Raw genomic sequence first — 15,405 nt, forward strand, 5'->3', positions numbered from 1 at the left:
ACGGCGCAGGGCCAATCCGACAACTCAGGCGGCGGCGCCGGGCTTGAGGTAGGTGACCAGGCTGACGTCGAGCATCTCCTCGGTGAAGTAGTGCTCGCAGCCGCGCAGGTACTTCATGTAGCGCTCGTAGACCTCTTCGGAGGTGACCTCGATGGCCTTGTCCTTGTTGGACTCCAGCGTGTCACCCCAGATGCGCAGCGTCTTGATGTAGTGGGGTCGCAGCGAAAGGGGTTCGGGCACAACGAAACCCGCCTTCTCCCCGTGGTCCACCATCATCTGGGTGGACGGCAGCCGGCCACCCGGGAAGATCTCGGTGACGATGAACTTGATGAAGCGCGCCGTCTCGAAGGTCAGCTTCTTGCCGCGGGCGGCCAGGTCGAACGGGTGGTAGCTGACGCTGCTCTGCACCGTCATGCGGCCGTCGTCGGGCATGATGTCGAAGCACCGCTTGAAGAAGTCGTCGTAGTTCTCGTGGCCGAAGTGCTCGAAGGCCTCGATCGACACGATGCGGTCGACGGGCTCGTTGAAGTCCTCCCAGCCGTGCAGCCGCACCTGGCGCGACCGGGTGGTGTCGACCTTGGAGAGCACCTGCTCGCAGCGGGCGTGCTGGTTGTTCGACAGCGTCAGGCCGATGACGTTGACGTCGAACCGCTCGACGGCGCGTTTCATGGTGCTGCCCCAGCCGCAGCCGATGTCCAGCAGCGTCATCCCGGGCTTGAGGTCGAGCTGGTCGAGGTTGAGATCAATCTTGGCGTACTGCGCCTGCTCGAGCGTCAGGTCGTCGGGCTCGAAGTACGCGCAGCTGTACATCCGGGTGGCGTCCTGAAAGAGGCCGAAGAATTCGTCGGAGACGTCGTAGTGCGCCTGGATGTCTTCGAACCGCGTGCGTGTCTTCGTGGGCTCAGTCGATTGCTCAGCCATGTTCGTCCTGTTCTCCTCGAAGAGGTCACTGCCACCAACGTCCGCGCTGGCCCGAATGGCGCGGCGCGACCTGCAACGATACCCAATGTAGAGGTGTAGTTAACTCCGGTGGGGCGCGCGTCGCGCCCGACCGCCGGTGCATCAGTCTACTTTTCCAGCGTGAACTGGTTGACGTCGACCCAGCCCGACCGGAACGCCTTCGCGCAGCCGGTCAGGTACTTCTCGTAGCGCTCGTAGACCTCGGGGGACTGCAACTCGATCGCCTGATCCTTATGCGCTTGCAGCGCGTTGGCCCACAGCGTCAGGGTCCGGGCGTAGTGCGGCTGCAACGACTGGCGCCGGGTCAGGGTGAATCCCGCCTTGGCGGAGTGTTCTTCGACCATCGGTATGGTCGGGGCGCCGCCGCCCGGGAAGATCTCGGTGAGGATAAACTTGAGGAAGCGGATCATCTCCAGCGACGTGCGCAGGCCCTGCTCGCTGAGCTGGTCGCGGGTCAGGGCGGTGATCGTGTGCAGCATCATGACGCCGTCGTTGGGCAGCACCCGGTGGGCCATGGCAAAGAAGTCGTCGTAGCGGTCGCGGCCGAAGTGCTCGAACGCCCCGATCGACACGATGCGGTCGACGGGTTCGTCGAATTCCTCCCAGCCGCACAGCAGCACCCGCTTGCTGCGCGAGCCGCCCATCTCCTCGAACGACTGCTGCACGTGGGCGGCCTGGTTTTTCGACAGGGTTAGTCCGACGACGTTGACGTCGTAGCGTTCGATCGCCCGGCGCAGGGTCGCCCCCCACCCGCAGCCGACGTCGAGCAGCGTCATGCCCGGCCGCAGCCCCAGCTTGCCCAGCGACAAATCGATCTTGGCGAGCTGCGCCTCTTCGAGCGTCATGTCGTCGCGCTCGAAGTATGCGCAACTGTAGGTCTGCGACGGATCGAGGAACAGGCGGAAGAAGTCGTCGGAGAGGTCGTAGTGCGCTTGCACGTCCTCGAAATGGGGCGTCAGATTTGTTGCCATGCCGTGTCTGCCTTTCCGGGCTCGAGCTGCACTCGAGGCTCGGAAGAACGCCCCCGAAAGAATTCCCCGCGCCTGTGCTCGGCAAATATCCGGTTCGGCGGCGCGTCAAACCAAGCGGCGTTACGGCTAAAGCGCCTACTTGGTCAGGGTGAACTGCGCGACGTTCGAGATGCCCTTGCGGAACAGCTCCGCACAGCCGGTCAGGTAGCGCATGAAGCGGTTGTAGACCTCTTCGGATTGGATGGCGATAGCGCGGTCGCGATTGGCTTCCAGGTTGGCCGCCCACATGTCGAGGGTGCGCGCATAATGCGGTCGCAGGTATTGGATCTGCTCGACCGCAAAACCGCTGTCTTGAGCCAAGTCGACGATGTCCGGCTCACCACACATCTGACCGCCGGGAAAGATTTCCTTGCCCAGGAAGTGGAAGAAACGCAGATCCGTCATCGTGATCGGAATGCCACGCTCTTTCCATTCCGACTGCGGGTAGGTGAAAATGCTGTGCATCATCATGCGGCTGCCGGCCGGGAGCGTCTTATAGGCCCAATCCCAAAACGCCGGCCACCGTTCCTTCTTGAACGCGTCGAAGGCCTCGAAGCTGATGATCCGGTCGACGTGCTCGTCGAACTCTTCCCACCCCTGCAGCCGGGCCTCGGCGCGCCGCGTCGTCGGGAGCGCGGCGAGCCGCGCCTTGGTGCGCGCGTAGTGGTTGCGGCTGAGCGTGATGCCGATGACGTTGACGTCGTATTTCTCGACGGCACGCACCACCGCGCCGCCCCAGCCGCAGCCCACGTCCAGCAACGTCATGCCGGGCTCGAGGTTGAGCTTGTCCAAGCCCAAGTCGAGCTTGGCCAGCTGAGCCTCTTCCAACGTCATGTCGTCGTCTTTGAAGTAGGCGCACGTGTAGACCATGTTGGGGTCGAGGAACAGCGCGAAGAAGTCGTCTGAGATGTCGTAGGTCGCCTGCGACTCTTCGTAATACGGCTTCAGCTTAGCCATTGGTACACCCACCCTCCTTCGACAACCGTACAACCCGGCGACGCAGACTGAGTTCGCGGGGAAGTGTTTCTCTCGAGTGTTTTTGGCTCAGCTCTCCTTGGCGAAGTTGCTCGTCAGCACGCCGATGACCTGATCCCACAACTGCTGTGGCAGATCATGGCCCATTCCGTCGAATAACACCAATCGGGCGCCGGGTATTGCGCGGGCAATTGACCGGCCGCCGGAGGGCCTCATCAGCTTGTCCGCCTTGCCGTGGATCACCACGGTCGGCGCGGTCGTTCGGCGGTTGTAGCGAAGCAGGCTGCCGCTGCCCAGGACGGCGCTGAAATGCCGCGCGACGCCCTGCGGGTAGTAGGCGCGGTCGTATCCCTCCGCCGCCTCGGCACGGGCCTGCTCGTCGGGCACCCGGTAGCGCGGGCTACCGATGATGGTGCCAACGCGCACGGTGTTGTCGATGATCACCTCACGCGGCGAATCGGGGGACGGACCCCGCAGCAGCGCCAGCAACTGACGAGGGCCGGGCGGCGGCAGGAACGGCGCGTTGTTGCTGGAGAAGATGATGCCCAGGCTCCTGGTGCGCTCCGGGAACCGTCCCGCGACGATCTGGGCGATCATGCCGCCCATCGAGGCACCCACGATGTGCGCGCGCTCTATGCCCAGATGATCCAGCACGGCCACCGCGTCGTCGGCCATGTCCTCCAGCTTGTAGGCGGACTTGCTCGGCAAACCGACATAGGAGCGGGCCAGCCGCTCCACCAAGGGCTGCCCCGAGCTGCGGTGCTGCGTCCGGCCGGACAGGCCGACGTCGCGGTTGTCGTAGCGGATGACGCGCAGACCGTGGTTGACCAGCTTCTCGCAGAACCCGGTTCGCCACAGCAGCAGCTGGGCGCCGAGCCCCATGATCAGCAGGACGGGCGGATCGTCGACGTCGCCCATGTCCTCGTAGTACAGCTTCACCTCGCCCTGCGGGTCCGAGGCGATGGCGGTTCCGGTGCGGACCTGCACGCCCTCAGACCTCGACGTCGGAGGAGTGCTCACGGCTGACCTCGACCATGAAGTTGGCGAAGTACCCGGTGAGCTGCGGATCGGACATCATCTGCCAGCGCGGGGCGAGCAGCTTCATGTAGCGCTCGACGTAGAGGAACTGCTTGCCGATGAGCACCAGCTCGCGGGGCAGCTTGACGTCGTAGGCGTCGGCCAGCGCCGAGAGCTGGCGCCCGATGTCGGCGTAGGACATGTCGCCCAGCGTCTGCATGGTCAGCGGGGTGGCGAATTTCTCGAGGTCCTTGGCGGCCTGGGCCTCGGGCTTGACGGTGCCCACGGCGCCCATCAGCACCACGATCTTGCCGGCCGCGGCGTGGTCCTTCTTGACCAGTAGCGCGTAGACCAGTTCGCGCAGCAGCCAGCGGGTCCGCGGGTCGATGCGCCCCATGATTCCGAAGTCGAAGAACACGATGCGGCCCTGGTCGTCGACCGACAGGTTGCCGGCGTGCAGGTCGCCGTGGAACAGGCCGTGTCGCAACCCGCCCTCGAACAGGCTGAACAGCAGCGCCTTGACCAGCTCGACCCCGTCGAAGCCGGCCTTGCGGATGGCGGCGACGTCGTCGATGCGGATGCCGTGCACCCGCTCCATCGTCAGGACCCGCTCGGTGGTGAAGTTCCAGTGCACCTGCGGTACCCGGATGTTCTTCCCGAGCGGCGACGCGTGCAGGTGCGAGATCCACGCGTCCATGGATTGCGCCTCGAGGCGAAAGTCCAGCTCTTCGGCGAGGTTGTCGGAGAAGTCCGCGACCACGTCCTGCGCGGACAGCCGGCGGCCCAGCTTGGCCAGTTCGACCGCCTGCGCGAAGCGCTTCAGGATCTGCAGGTCGGCCGCGACGCGGCGCCGGATGCCCGGGCGCTGGATCTTGACGACGACGTCCTCGCCGGTGTGCAGGGTCGCGTAGTGCACCTGCGCGATGGACGCCGACGCGAACGGCGTCTCCTCCCAGGTGGCGAACAGCTCCGACGGGTCGCCGCCGAGCTCCTCGACGAACAGCTTGTGCACCTCGTCGGCGTCGGCGGGCGGCACCCGGTCGAGCAGGCCGCGGAATTCGCGGGACAGCGATTCGCCGAACGCGCCGGGGCTGGAGGCGATGATCTGCCCGAACTTGACGTACGTGGGACCCAGGTCGGCGAAGGTCTGCGGAAGCTGCTTGATCACCTTCTGCTGCCACGGGCCCTTGCCGGGCAGCTTGGTGACGACGCGGGCCGCGGTGCGGGTGACCTGCCAACCGGTGACCGCCACCCGAGCCGCCTCGACCGGAAGCGGCACGCGATCGAGCTTGGCCCCCTCGCGATGCTTGGTAGAGCTCATCAATGCAGTGTGCCAAATCGGCGGGAGCAAATCCCAATTCGCCGGCCGGCCGTCAGCCTTTCTGCCAGGGCTGCACCCAGCCCCGGACCGACCAGCCCTCCAGCCCGGCGATCAGCTCGTACATGGTGGCGCCGTCGATGGTCTCCCGGATGATGTCGGCGTGCCCCGCGTGACGGGCGAGCTCGTTGATCACGTGCAGGATCACCCAGCGCACCGACCACGCCTGCTGGTTCTTGGGGAACCAGGGGATGTCCTGCGGCACCGGGACGGGGGTGTCCAGGTCGGCCGTCTCCACCAGCCGCAGCGACTCGGCGTTGCGCGCCGCGAAGGCTTCCAGGAGGCCGGCCAGGGTCTCGTCGGGCCCCATCACGTGCTGGTCGGCGAACTCGCGGGCGATCTCGTCGAACGGGCGCGGATCGTGCGGCGGCAGGTCGGGCGCGGCGGCCACCCGCGCCATCCAGCTGCGCTGCATGGCGGTGACGTGCTTGACCAGCCCGCCGATCGACAGCGGGCTGACCGACGGCGTGGACCGGGCCTGTTCGTCGGTGAGGCCGTAGCTGACCGCGAAGTACGCGCTTTGGTGGAAAGCCAGGTAGTCACGCAGGGCGCTGCGTTCGTCGGCGACGGGCGGGGCCAGGGCGGGCATCGCTCGATCGTAGGTCGATCTTCGGTCGCCCGCGCCGTAAAGTGCGGGGATGCAGCTGGTTTCGGCCCGGGCGGAGAAGCTGTTCGTCGGGCCGGCGGATGCGCCGCTGCAGCTGGTGCGGGTCGGCGTCGCCGAGGTGACCGAGCCGACGCCGGTGCACATCGACGGTGACGGCCTGCGCGGCGACGCGGTCGCGGCCGTGGGGGACGACGCCGTCGAGGTTCCCGTGACCGTCGACTCGGCCGTCGTCGGCGAGCGGCGGGCCGCGACGGTGCACGCCGGCGATCGGCGGTTGCCGTTCGAGTTCGCCGTCGCCGAGCCCGGCTGGACCATGTTCATGGTCAGCCACTTCCACTACGACCCGGTGTGGTGGAACACCCAGGGCGCCTACACCAGCGAATGGACCGAGGACCCGCCCGGGCGGGCCCGCCAGACCAACGCCTTCGAGCTGGTGCACGCGCACCTGGAGATGGCCCGCCGCGAACCCGAGTACAAGTTCGTACTGGCCGAGGTCGACTACCTCAAGCCGTACTGGGACACCCGGCCCGAGGACCGGGCCGACCTGCGCCGCTTCATCGCCGAGGGCCGCGTGGAGGTCATGGGCGGCACCTACAACGAACCCAACACGAACCTGACCAGCCCGGAGACCACCATCCGGAACCTGGTGCACGGCATGGGTTTTCAGCGCGACGTGCTCGGGGCCGACCCGGCCACGGCGTGGCAGCTCGACGTGTTCGGCCACGACCCGCAGTTCCCCGGGATGGCCGCCGACGCCGGCCTGACGTCGAGTTCCTGGGCGCGCGGCCCGCACCATCAGTGGGGTCCTGGTCCCGGGCGGCCCGGCGAGCCCGGGTTCGAGCGCATGCAGTTCAGCAGCGAGTTCGAGTGGATCGCACCCTCGGGCCGCGGCCTGCTGACCCATTACATGCCCGCGCACTACTCCGCGGGCTGGTGGATGGACTCGGCGACCTCGCTGGCCGACGCCGAGGCCGCCACGTTCGAGCTGTTCGATCAGCTCGCCGCCGTCGCGCTGACCCGCAACGTGCTGCTGCCCGTCGGCACCGACTACACGCCGCCCAACAAGTGGGTGACCGCGATCCACCGCGACTGGGCGGCGCGGTACACGTGGCCACGTTTTGTGTGCGCGACGCCGCGCGAGTTCTTCGCCGCCGTGCGCGCCGAGCTGGCGCAGCGCGGCGCGCAACCGTCGCCGCAGACCCGCGACATGAACCCGATCTACACCGGTAAGGACGTGTCGTACATCGACACCAAGCAGGCCAACCGGTCCGCCGAGAACGCCGTGCTCCAGGCCGAGCGGTTCGCGGTGTTCGCGGCGGGGCTGACCGGCGCGGAGTACCCGCAGGCGGCGCTGGCCAAGGCGTGGGTGCAGCTGGCGTACGGCGCGCACCACGACGCGATCACCGGGTCGGAATCCGACCAGGTCTACCTCGACCTGCTGACCGGCTGGCGCGACGCCTGGGACCTCGGCCGCGGCGCCCGCGACGCCTCGCTGGCCCGGTTGACCGGCGCGGTCGCGGCCGCCCCGGGCGACGTCGTGGTGTGGAACCCGCTGGCCCAGCCGCGCACCGACATCGTCACGGCGCGGCTCGACGCGCCGGTCGGCGCCGGGGTGCGGGTGTTCGACGCCGCCGGCGCCGAGCTCCCCGCCCACGTCGAGGACGGCGGCCGGACGGTGCGGTGGCTGGCGAGCGACGTGCCGTCGCTGGGCTGGCGGGCCTACCGGCTGGCGCCGGCCGCCGCCGCGGACGGGTGGGCGCCGACGTCCGGCGCCGCGATCGCGAACCAGCACTACCGGCTGGAAGTCGATCCGGCCCGCGGCGGCGGAGTCGCGTCGCTGCGGCACGGCGGCCGCGAACTGCTGGCCGCCGGAAAGGTGGGCAACGAGCTCGCCGTCTACGAGGAATACCCCGCGCACCCGACGCAGGGCGAGGGGCCGTGGCACCTGCTGCCCAAGGGGCCGGTGGTGTGCTCGTCGGAGCGGCCGGCCCAGGTGCGGGCCTACCGCGGCCCGCTCGGCGAGCGGCTGGTGGTGCAGGGCCGCATCGAGGGCGCGCTGCGCTACACCCAGACCCTCACGCTGTGGCGGGGCGTGCCGCGGGTCGACTGCCGCACCACGGTCGACGAGTTCACCGGTGCGGACCGGCTGGTGCGGCTGCGCTGGCCCTGCCCGGTGCCCGGCGCCACGCCGGTCAGCGAGGTCGGCGACGCCGTCATCGGGCGGGGATTCGCGCTGCTGCACGCCGACGAGACGCGCTCGGTGGACACCGCCGAGCACCTGTGGACGCTGGACAACCCGGCCTTCGGCTGGTTCGGGCTGTCCTCGGCGGTGCGGGTGCGCGTCGGGCAGCGGGTGGTGCGGGCGGTGTCGGTCGCCGAGGTGGTGTCCCCGGCCGAGGAGCTGTCCGGCCCGTTGGCGCGCGACCTCATGGTCGCGCTGGTCCGCGCGGGCGTCACCGCCACCTGCGGCGCGGCCGGCAAGGCGCGCTACGGCGACCTCGACGTCGACTCCAACCTGCCCGACCTGCGGATCGCCCTGGGCGGGCCGGACCGCAACGCGTTCACCCGGGAGCTGTTGACCCTGGCCGGCCGCGGCTACGCCGACGAGCTCGACCGGCAACTGGCCGCCACCGGGCAGGCCCGCGTCTGGGTGCCCGCCGAGGCGCCGCTGCCGGCCGTGTGGGTGCCCGGCGCCGACCTGCGCGGTCCGCGGACGCTGCCGGTGCTGGTGATCGACGGCCGCGACCTGTCCGCGGCGGTCGCGGCGCTGGTGGCCGACCTGACCGACGCCGAGATCGACGTGACCCAGCGGCACGCAGCACCGCCCGGCGAGGCCTTCGAAGACCGCACCGTCGCGCTGCTCAACCGCGGCGTGCCCAGCTTCGCCGTCAACACCCAAGGCACGCTGCACGCCGCCCTGCTGCGCTCGTGCACCGGCTGGCCGTCGGGCATCTGGATCGACGAGCCGCGCCGCACCGCCCCGGACGGCTCCAACTTCCAGCTCCAGCACTGGACCCACGACTTCGACTACGCCCTGGTCTGCGGCGACGGCGACTGGCGGCGCGCGCAGCTGCCGGCCCGCAGCGCCCAGTTCTCGCACCCGCTGCTAGCCGTCCGCGCAGGCGGCGGCGGCGCGGCGCTGCCGCCGACCGGGTCGCTGCTGCGCGTCGAGCCGGCCGCGTCGGTGCACCTGGCGGCGCTCAAGGCGGCCGGCAACCCGTTGCCCGCCGGCAGCGCCCGCGCGCCGCGGCCCGACGCGGTCGCGGTCCGGTTGGTCGAGACCACCGGCGCCGACGCCCGCGTCACCCTCGAGTCCCCGCTGGCGCCGCTGACCGACCTGCGGAGCGCCGACCTGCTCGAAACCGCCGGCGAGCCCGTCGACGCGCTCGACCTGCACGGCTACCAGGTGGCGACGCTGCTCGCCCGGCTGCCGCTGCCGCGGGCCGCCGGGGACCCCGCGCCGCTCGCACCGCAGGCGGAAGCCGCCCAGCCCCTGTACGCCCGCTACTGGCTGCACAACCGGGGGCCCGCGCCGCTCGGCGGGCTGCCCGCCGTCGCGCACTTACACCCGACGCTGGTCGCCGCCGAACCCGGCGACGAGGTGGCGCTGCGCCTCACCGCGGCCAGCGACTGCAGCGACGCCACGCTCGACGGCGCCGTGCGCCTGCTGTGCCCGGACGGCTGGTCCGCGACGCCCGCGGCGCTGCCCCTCACCCTGCCCAGCGGTGAGCACCGCGACGCCGACGTGCTGGTGTCCGTCCCGCCCGGCGCGCCCGCCGGGCTCTACCCCGTCCGGGCGCAGCTCGCCCTCACCGGGGCCGAGACGCCGGCCGCCTGGCGGCAGGTGGTCGAGGACGTGTGCCTGGTCACGGTCGGGCAGTGCCGGGACGCCGACCCGATCCACCTCGTCGCCGGTCCCGCCGACGTCACGCTCGCCGCCGGTGAAAGCGCGACCCTGACCGTCACCGTCGGCACCGCGGCGCGGGCCGCCCTGGCGGTGGAGGCGCACCTGATCAGCCCGTGGGGCACCTGGGAGTGGATGGGACCGGCCGCGCTGGGCGCCGTGCTCCCCGCCGCCGGCGCGGTCGACCTGCGCTTCCGGGTGGCCCCGCCGCCGCGGGTGCGGCCGGGCCAATGGTGGGCCCTGGTCCGGGTGGCGTGCGCCGGGCGGTTGCTCTACACCCCGGCGGCGCGGGTGACCGTCGCATGAGCGCCACCCACCCGGTCGCCGCCGTCGGCGGCGAACCCGTCTTCGCCGCCGAGGTCGACGCCGCCGAGGCCCGGCTGCGCGCCGCGCCGGGCGCGGCGGCGCTGCCCGTCGCCGGCACCAGCGAGGGCCGACAGCTGCGCCGCTGGTTGACCCAGCTGATCGTCGCGCAGCGGCTGGTCGCCGCGGAAGCCGCCGCGCGCGGTCAGGCCGCGCGCGGCGCGCCGGGCGAGGCCGAGCTGTTGCCCGACGCGACGGCCCGGCTCGAGATCGGCAGCGTCGCCGCGGCCGTGCTGGCCGCGGCGCCCGCGCGGGCGCTGTTCGCCGACCTGACCGGCGGCCTCGACGTCTCCGACGACGAGGTCGCCGGCTACCACGCCCGCAACCCGCTGCGGTTCGCCGCGCCGCGCGGCGAACCGCACGGCTGGCGGGCGCCCGCGGTGGCCGCCCCGCCGCTGGCCGAGGTGCGGGCCGCGATCGCCGCTCAGCTGCGCGGCGCCGCCCGGCGCCGCGCCTTCCGGCTGTGGCTGGACGCGCGGCTGGCCGAGCGGGTGCGGTTCGCGCCCGGCTACGAGCACCCCGGCGACCCTCGTCAGCCCGACAACACCCACCGGCACTGACGCCGTGCCGACCCTCTGCCTGGACATCGGCGGCACCAAGATCGCCGCCGGGCTGGTCGACGCCGCCGGCGCACTGGTGTACACGGCGGTGCGGCCCACCCCGGCCGCGGCGCCCTCGGCCGAGGAGGTGTGGGCCGCGGTCGCCGCGGCCATCGCCGACGCGGCCGGCGCCGCCGACGGCCCGATCGGGGCGGTGGGCGTCGCGTCGGCGGGCCCCGTCGACCTGCCCACCGGGACGGTCAGCCCGATCAACATCGACTCCTGGGACCGCTTTCCGCTGCGCGACCGGGTCGCGGCGGCGGTGCCGGGGGTGCCGGTCGCGCTGGGCGGCGACGGCCTGTGCATGGCGCTCGGCGAGCAGTGGCGCGGGGCGGGGCGGGCCGCCGACGCGGGCTTCCTGCTGGGCATGGTGGTGTCCACCGGTGTCGGCGGCGGCCTGGTGCTCGACGGGCGCCCCTACGGCGGTCGCACCGGCAACGCCGGACACGTCGGCCACGTCGTGGTGGAACAGGACGGCCGGCCCTGCACCTGCGGCGGCCACGGTTGCGTCGAGACCGTCGCCTCCGGACCGTCGCTGGTGCGCTGGGCGCGGGAGCACGGCTGGTCCGCTCCGCGGGCCGCGGGCGCGCGGGAGCTGGCGGCCGCCGCGGCGGCCGGTGACCCGGTCGCCGCCGGAGCGTTCGGCCGGGGTGCCGGCGCCCTCGCCGCGACCATCGCCTCGGTCGCGGCGGTCTGCGACCTGGACGTGGTGGTCGTCGGCGGCGGCGTGGCCCAGGCCGGCGGGGTGCTCTTCGACCCGCTGCGCGCGCAGCTCGCCCGGTATGCCGGCCTGGACTTCCTGGCCGGTCTGCGGGTGCTGCCGGCCGAGCTCGGCGCCACGGCCGGCCTGCTCGGCGCGGCCCGGCTCGCGGGCCTGCGCTGACCGCCGTTTTGGTCGACCGCCGAGGTGAGGCTATTCTGGTGGCCGATCCACCGAAGACCGTCGGTCACCGAGCAATCGGTTGAAGGTCCGGGAGCATCCCGGCGGCCCACGCAGGAGGACGAGGCAGCAACAGCGCCGGCTCGCGCCGGCGATATTCACGCCCCGGCCGCATCCTGCGCCGGGGCGTTCGTCGTTTCGCGGGGGATTCCAGACGCGTTCACATCAGGAGGTAGGCATGGCCCGGGCTGACAAGGCCACCGCCGTTGCGGATATCACCGAGCAGTTCAAGGAATCGTCGGCGACGCTGATCACGGAGTACCGGGGTCTGACCGTCGCCAACCTGGCGGAGCTGCGCCGCTCGCTGAGCGGGTCCGCCACCTACGCCGTCGCCAAGAACACGCTGATCAAGCGGGCAGCGTCGGAGGCCGGCGTGGAGGGCCTCGACGAGCTGTTCGCCGGCCCCACCGCCATCGCGTTCGTCACCGGCGAGCCGGTCGACGCCGCCAAGGCGATCAAGACCTTCGCCAAGGACCACAAGGCGCTGGTCATCAAGGGCGGCTACATGGACGGCCGGGCGCTGTCGGTCGCCGAGGTCGAGCGGATCGCCGACCTGGAGTCGCGCGAGGTGCTGCTGGCCAAGCTGGCCGGTGCCATGAAGGGCAACCTCGCCAAGGCGGCGGGCCTGTTCGCCGCCCCGGCCTCCCAGGTGGCCCGGCTGGCGGCCGCGCTGCAGGAGAAGAAGGCCTCTCAACCAGGCTCAGAGGGCGCGGCGGCCGCCGCCGAGCCCGCCGCAGAACCCGCTTCGGAAGCACCCGCCGAGGCCCCGGAAACCCCGGCCGAAGCCGAATAACCCCAACCCAATTCAGGAAGGACCCACACCATGCCCAAGCTGTCCAGCGACGAACTGCTCGACGCCTTCAAGGAAATGACCCTGCTGGAGCTCTCGGACTTCGTCAAGAAGTTCGAGGAGACCTTCGAGGTCACCGCGGCCGCCCCGGTCGCCGTGGCCGCGGCCGGCCCCGCCGGTGGCGGCGCGCCCGCCGAGGCCGCCGAGGAGCAGTCGGAATTCGACGTCATCCTCGAGGCCGCCGGCGACAAGAAGATCGGCGTCATCAAGGTGGTCCGCGAGATCGTCTCCGGCCTGGGCCTCAAGGAGGCCAAGGACCTGGTCGACGGCGCTCCCAAGCCGCTGCTGGAGAAGGTCGCCAAGGAGGCCGCCGACGAGGCCAAGGCCAAGTTGGAGGCCGCCGGCGCCACCGTCACCGTCAAGTAAGCCCGTACGCGACAACCCCCGCGGCCGTCACCGGCTCGCGGGGGTTTGTCGCGTTTCCGGGAGATCTCGCGTCGCCGTCGCGAGGGACCGGGCCACCCGCTCCGGCGAATCACCCAGCGCGATCAGCAGATTCGTCGTCATCGAGCTGAGCACCGGCACGACGGCCGAGCCGTCGGCGCCGTAGTAGCCCGCCAGCTCGAGCATCACGAAACCGTGGATGAGCGCCCAGAACTGGGCCGCGGTGGCCACCACCGCCGCGTCGTCGGTGGCCGGTCCCGCCGCGCCGATCCGCCCGGCCAGCACGCACCGGTGCACCCCGCGCACCACGTGCGCGAAGCTCGGGTGGTGCCGCTCGATCTCGGCGACGGCGAGGGTCAAGACGTTGTGGGTCGGGGCGTTGATGCCGTGCGCGCTGGTGCTGCCGAACATCAGGCGGTACATGTGCGGGCGCTCGATGGCGTACCGCCGGTAGGCGGCCCCGGTCGCGAGCAGGTCGGCGACCGGGTCATCGGTCGCCGGCACCGTCAGGGCGGCGTCGAACTGGCGCAGCCCCTCCTCGGCGACCTCGGCGATGAGCCCGCGCATCCCCCCGAAGTGGGTGTAGAGCGCCATCGTCGAGGTGCCGGCCGCGCCGGCGACCTTACGGGCCTGCAGCGCGTCGGGCCCGTGCTCGTCGAGCAGGCCGACCGCGGCGTGCAGCATGTCGTCGCGGACGGTGCCCGCCATTTCCGAAGTCATCCTTGTCATCTTCTCATCGGTGGCGTACCGTCCCAATAACGTTGAAATAACGATGTTATAGGAGCTCGGCGATGACGACCGTGGAAACCCGCAAACCGCCCAACCCGTATCTCGAAGGCTTCCTGGCGCCCGTCGCCGCGGAAGTCACCGCCCACGACCTGCCGGTCACCGGCCACATCCCGCAACACCTCGACGGGCGGTACCTGCGCAACGGCCCCAACCCGGCCGCCGAGGTCGACCCGGCGATCTACCACTGGTTCAGCGGCGACGGGATGGTGCACGGCGTGGCGCTGCGCGACGGGCAGGCCCGCTGGTACCGCAACCGGTGGGTGCGCAGCCCGCGGGTCAGCGACGCGCTGGGCAAGCGGCCGCCGGGCCGGCTGGACGGCCGCGCGGGGATGCTGAGCCTGGGCGCCAACACCAACGCGCTCAGCCACGCCGGGCGCACCCTGGCCCTGGTCGAGGGCGGCGTCGCCAACTACGAACTCACCGAGGACCTGGACACCGTCGGAACTTGCGACTTCGACGGCACCCTGGCCGGGGGTTACACCGCGCACCCGCACCGCGACCCCCGGACCGGCGAATTGCACGCCGTCTCTTACTCGTTCGCGCGCGGCCGGACCGTGCAGTACTCGGTGATCGACACCCAGGGTCGGGCCCGCCGCACGGTCGACATCGAGGTCGGCGGCTCGCCGATGATGCACGACTTCTCGCTCACCGAGAAGTACGTGGTGATCTACGACCTGCCGGTGACCTTCGACCCGGTGCAGGTGCTCCCGCAGCGCATGCCGCCCTGGCTGACGCTGCCCGCCCGGCTGGTGCTGCAGTCGCTGATCGGGCGCGTGCGGGTGCCGGGCCCGATCAACGCGCGGATGAACCGCGACGCCCGGCACTCCGACCGGATGCCGTATGCCTGGAATCCGCGCTACCCGGCGCGCATCGGGGTCATGCCGCGCGAGGGCGGCAACGACGACGTGCGCTGGTTCGACATCGAACCGTGCTACGTCTACCACCCGCTGAACGCCTACTCCGAGATGCGCGGCGACGCCGAGGTTTTGGTGCTCGACGTGGTGCGCTACGACCGGATGTTCGACCGGGACCGGCGCGGCCCGGGGGAGAGCACCCCGGTCCTGGACCGTTGGACCGTCAACCTCACCACCGGCGCGGTGCGCACCGAATGCCGCGACGAACAGTCCCAGGAATTCCCCCGCATCAACGAGGAGTTGCTGGGCGCGCGGCACCGCTTCGGCTACACCGTCGGCGCCCAGTTCGCCGGCGGCGGCCCGGGCCTGTTCAAGTACGACTACGCGACCGGATCGCGCCGGGTGGCGCCGCTGGATGCGGGCCTTTTACTCGGCGAGATGTCGTTTGTGCCCAACCCCGGCGCGGCCGCGGAGGACGACGGCATCCTGATGGGTTTCGGCTACCACCGCGACCGCGACGAGGGGCAGTTGCTGCTGCTGGACGCGCAGACGCTCGAGCCGGTAGCCACCGTCCACCTGCCGCAGCGGGTGCCGATGGGCTTCCACGGCAACTGGGTGCCGTCCGCTTGACGCCTGGCTAACACGCGCGTCAAATAAGTTGAGCCGCCGGGGCTTCCACGCGATCTCGGGACGGCCACTTTTTCCCGGCTGTGCCGTGCAACGCTGATCTTGCGCGTGAAGCGTGCGCTACAGTGACTCAAGCCACACAAAAGGG

The 15,405-nt window shown here is 71.1% G+C and carries 13 protein-coding genes; 6 read left to right on the forward strand and 7 right to left on the reverse strand.

The genetic code is table 11. The features are described 5' to 3' along the window. Window positions 1-24: 24 nt before the first annotated feature. The 6 genes from mmaA4 to A5700_RS11315 all read right to left on the reverse strand — a co-directional run bounded on the left by mmaA4 (window position 25) and on the right by A5700_RS11315 (window position 5,929). Complete coding sequence (gene mmaA4, locus A5700_RS11290; RefSeq protein WP_068073335.1) at window positions 25-921, reverse strand: hydroxymycolate synthase MmaA4; 897 nt, start codon at window positions 919-921, stop codon at window positions 25-27. 146 nt (window positions 922-1,067) lie between these two features. After that, on the reverse strand, window positions 1,068-1,931 hold the full coding sequence (locus tag A5700_RS11295) for a cyclopropane mycolic acid synthase family methyltransferase (RefSeq protein WP_068073333.1): 864 nt from the start codon (window positions 1,929-1,931) through the stop codon (window positions 1,068-1,070). A 135-nt stretch (window positions 1,932-2,066) separates the two neighbouring features. Continuing rightward, complete coding sequence (locus tag A5700_RS11300) at window positions 2,067-2,927, reverse strand: cyclopropane mycolic acid synthase family methyltransferase (protein ID WP_068073331.1); 861 nt, start codon at window positions 2,925-2,927, stop codon at window positions 2,067-2,069. An 87-nt stretch (window positions 2,928-3,014) separates the two neighbouring features. Then, window positions 3,015-3,932, reverse strand: a complete 918-nt coding sequence (locus A5700_RS11305) for an alpha/beta fold hydrolase (protein WP_068073329.1) — start codon at window positions 3,930-3,932, stop codon at window positions 3,015-3,017. Between the two features lie 4 nt (window positions 3,933-3,936). After that, a complete protein-coding gene (locus A5700_RS11310) occupies window positions 3,937-5,283 on the reverse strand; it encodes an AarF/ABC1/UbiB kinase family protein (protein WP_068073327.1) in 1,347 nt (448 codons plus the stop codon). Between the two features lie 52 nt (window positions 5,284-5,335). Further along, a complete protein-coding gene (locus tag A5700_RS11315) occupies window positions 5,336-5,929 on the reverse strand; it encodes a DinB family protein (protein WP_068073324.1) in 594 nt (197 codons plus the stop codon). A 49-nt stretch (window positions 5,930-5,978) separates the two neighbouring features. On the opposite strand from A5700_RS11315, the gene A5700_RS11320 reads away from it, so the two are divergent. The 5 genes from A5700_RS11320 to rplL all read left to right on the forward strand — a co-directional run bounded on the left by A5700_RS11320 (window position 5,979) and on the right by rplL (window position 12,969). Further along, window positions 5,979-10,157 (forward strand): NEW3 domain-containing protein, encoded by a 4,179-nt coding sequence (locus tag A5700_RS11320; RefSeq protein ID WP_068204747.1) that lies wholly within the window; start codon window positions 5,979-5,981, stop codon window positions 10,155-10,157. Further along, window positions 10,154-10,774 (forward strand): malonyl CoA-ACP transacylase, encoded by a 621-nt coding sequence (locus tag A5700_RS11325; protein ID WP_068204750.1) that lies wholly within the window; start codon window positions 10,154-10,156, stop codon window positions 10,772-10,774. The genes A5700_RS11320 and A5700_RS11325 overlap by 4 nt, the downstream gene beginning before the upstream one ends. 4 nt (window positions 10,775-10,778) lie before the next feature. Beyond that, window positions 10,779-11,696, forward strand: coding sequence for an ROK family protein (locus A5700_RS11330; protein ID WP_068073486.1), 918 nt, complete (start codon window positions 10,779-10,781; stop codon window positions 11,694-11,696). Between the two features lie 235 nt (window positions 11,697-11,931). After that, entirely contained in the window at window positions 11,932-12,546 is a 615-nt protein-coding gene (rplJ, locus tag A5700_RS11335) for a 50S ribosomal protein L10 (protein WP_068073484.1), read from the forward strand. Window positions 12,547-12,576: 30 nt separating this feature from the next. Next, window positions 12,577-12,969: a 50S ribosomal protein L7/L12 gene (gene rplL / locus A5700_RS11340; RefSeq protein WP_068073482.1), complete on the forward strand. Its 393-nt coding sequence runs from the start codon at window positions 12,577-12,579 to the stop codon at window positions 12,967-12,969. 27 nt (window positions 12,970-12,996) lie between these two features. Here rplL and A5700_RS11345 read toward each other — a convergent pair whose 3' ends face one another. Then, complete coding sequence (locus tag A5700_RS11345; protein ID WP_068073480.1) at window positions 12,997-13,707, reverse strand: TetR/AcrR family transcriptional regulator; 711 nt, start codon at window positions 13,705-13,707, stop codon at window positions 12,997-12,999. A 71-nt stretch (window positions 13,708-13,778) separates the two neighbouring features. Here A5700_RS11345 and A5700_RS11350 point away from each other — a divergent pair, with 71 nt between their 5' ends. Further along, a complete protein-coding gene (locus A5700_RS11350; protein WP_068073478.1) occupies window positions 13,779-15,260 on the forward strand; it encodes a carotenoid oxygenase family protein in 1,482 nt (493 codons plus the stop codon). The last annotated feature ends 145 nt before the right edge of the window (window positions 15,261-15,405 follow it).

It is taken from the genome of Mycobacterium sp. E1214 (assembly GCF_001666755.1).
In the GTDB taxonomy this organism is placed as follows: Bacteria; Actinomycetota; Actinomycetes; order Mycobacteriales; family Mycobacteriaceae; genus Mycobacterium.

What these genes read in the sequence shown, in the direction of transcription:
- A5700_RS11295 (WP_068073333.1), bottom strand. Translation starts at nt 1,931, where the DNA reads ATGGCAACAAATCTGACGCCCCATTTCGAGGACGTGCAAGCGCACTAC.
- A5700_RS11300 (WP_068073331.1), bottom strand. Translation starts at nt 2,927, where the DNA reads ATGGCTAAGCTGAAGCCGTATTACGAAGAGTCGCAGGCGACCTACGAC.
- A5700_RS11325 (WP_068204750.1), top strand. Translation starts at nt 10,154, where the DNA reads ATGAGCGCCACCCACCCGGTCGCCGCCGTCGGCGGCGAACCCGTCTTC.
- A5700_RS11310 (WP_068073327.1), bottom strand. Translation starts at nt 5,283, where the DNA reads ATGAGCTCTACCAAGCATCGCGAGGGGGCCAAGCTCGATCGCGTGCCG.
- rplL (WP_068073482.1), top strand. Translation starts at nt 12,577, where the DNA reads ATGCCCAAGCTGTCCAGCGACGAACTGCTCGACGCCTTCAAGGAAATG.
- A5700_RS11315 (WP_068073324.1), bottom strand. Translation starts at nt 5,929, where the DNA reads ATGCCCGCCCTGGCCCCGCCCGTCGCCGACGAACGCAGCGCCCTGCGT.
- A5700_RS11345 (WP_068073480.1), bottom strand. Translation starts at nt 13,707, where the DNA reads ATGACTTCGGAAATGGCGGGCACCGTCCGCGACGACATGCTGCACGCC.
- A5700_RS11320 (WP_068204747.1), top strand. Translation starts at nt 5,979, where the DNA reads ATGCAGCTGGTTTCGGCCCGGGCGGAGAAGCTGTTCGTCGGGCCGGCG.
- A5700_RS11350 (WP_068073478.1), top strand. Translation starts at nt 13,779, where the DNA reads ATGACGACCGTGGAAACCCGCAAACCGCCCAACCCGTATCTCGAAGGC.
- rplJ (WP_068073484.1), top strand. Translation starts at nt 11,932, where the DNA reads ATGGCCCGGGCTGACAAGGCCACCGCCGTTGCGGATATCACCGAGCAG.
- mmaA4 (WP_068073335.1), bottom strand. Translation starts at nt 921, where the DNA reads ATGGCTGAGCAATCGACTGAGCCCACGAAGACACGCACGCGGTTCGAA.